Raw genomic sequence first — 1,695 nt, 5'->3', positions numbered from 1 at the left:
AGACAAGCAAACGTGTGGGCCCTGAACAGGACGGAAATCTTTGTCGTTAAGGAGGTGATCCAGCCGCAGGTTCCCCTACGGCTACCTTGTTACGACTTCACCCCAGTCATGAACCACACCGTGGTAATCGTCCTCCCGAAGGTTAGACTAACTACTTCTGGTGCAATCCACTCCCATGGTGTGACGGGCGGTGTGTACAAGGCCCGGGAACGTATTCACCGTGGCATTCTGATCCACGATTACTAGCGATTCCGACTTCATGGAGTCGAGTTGCAGACTCCAATCCGGACTACGAACGGTTTTAAGGGATTTGCTTGGCCTCGCGACTTCGCTGCCCTCTGTACCGCCCATTGTAGCACGTGTGTAGCCCAGGCCGTAAGGGCCATGATGACCTGACGTCGTCCCCACCTTCCTCCGGTTTGTCACCGGCAGTCTCCCTAGAGTTCCCACCATGATGTGCTGGCAACTAAGGACAAGGGTTGCGCTCGTTACGGGACTTAACCCAACATCTCACGACACGAGCTGACGACGGCCATGCAGCACCTGTCACTGCGCTCCCGAAGGCACCAATCTATCTCTAGAAAGTTCGCAGGATGTCAAGGCCTGGTAAGGTTCTTCGCGTTGCATCGAATTAAACCACATGCTCCACCGCTTGTGCGGGCCCCCGTCAATTCATTTGAGTTTTAACCTTGCGGCCGTACTCCCCAGGCGGTCTACTTATCGCGTTAACTTCGTCACCAAGAATACTAAGATTCCCAACGACTAGTAGACATCGTTTACGGCGTGGACTACCAGGGTATCTAATCCTGTTTGCTCCCCACGCTTTCGCACCTCAGCGTCAGTGTCAGTCCAGGAGGCCGCCTTCGCCACTGGTGTTCCTTCCGATCTCTACGCATTTCACCGCTACACCGGAAATTCCACCTCCCTCTACTGCACTCTAGCTTGCCAGTTTCAAATGCAATTCCCAGGTTGAGCCCGGGGCTTTCACATCTGACTTAACAAACCGCCTACGCGCGCTTTACGCCCAGTAATTCCGATTAACGCTCGCACCTTTCGTATTACCGCGGCTGCTGGCACGAAATTAGCCGGTGCTTCTTCTGTAGGTAACGTCAAGTACTTGACCGTATTAAGATCAAGCCTTCCTCCCTACTGAAAGTGCTTTACAACCCTAGGGCCTTCTTCACACACGCGGCATGGCTGGATCAGGGTTGCCCCCATTGTCCAAGATTCCCCACTGCTGCCTCCCGTAGGAGTCCGGGCCGTGTCTCAGTCCCGGTGTGGCTGATCATCCTCTCAGACCAGCTACGGATCGTCGCCTTGGTGAGCCTTTACCTCACCAACAAGCTAATCCGACGCGAGCTCATCCATCTGCACAAGGCCCGAAGGTCCCCTGCTTTCCCCCGTAGGGATTATGCGGTATTAGCTTGGGTTTCCCCAAGTTATCCCCCACAAATGGGCAGATTCTCACGCGTTACTCACCCGTCCGCCGCTCGACGCCTCCTAGCAAGCTAGGATCGTTTCCGCTCGACTTGCATGTGTTAGGCCTGCCGCCAGCGTTCAATCTGAGCCATGATCAAACTCTTCAGTTAAGAAAAGCGTTTAAAGTGCCTACGCACTTAATACATGCTCAGTTCGTCATCTGAATTAACAAAAACTTTGTTGACTCGTTCAGAACTGAAATCTCTTAAAGATCCC

Annotated in this window: 1 rRNA gene; it reads right to left on the bottom strand. The window is 53.5% G+C overall.

Annotated elements, in window-relative coordinates:
• Positions 1–47: 47 nt before the first annotated feature.
• Positions 48–1,589, bottom strand: a 16S ribosomal RNA gene (locus GQF00_RS14845).
• Positions 1,590–1,695: the final 106 nt, after the last annotated feature.

The organism is Alcanivorax sp. DP30 (assembly GCF_009882945.1).
Classification (GTDB): domain Bacteria; phylum Pseudomonadota; class Gammaproteobacteria; order Pseudomonadales; family Alcanivoracaceae; genus Alcanivorax.
Note: the sequence above shows the minus strand (reverse complement) of the source record. Positions and strands in the feature narration are given on the sequence as shown.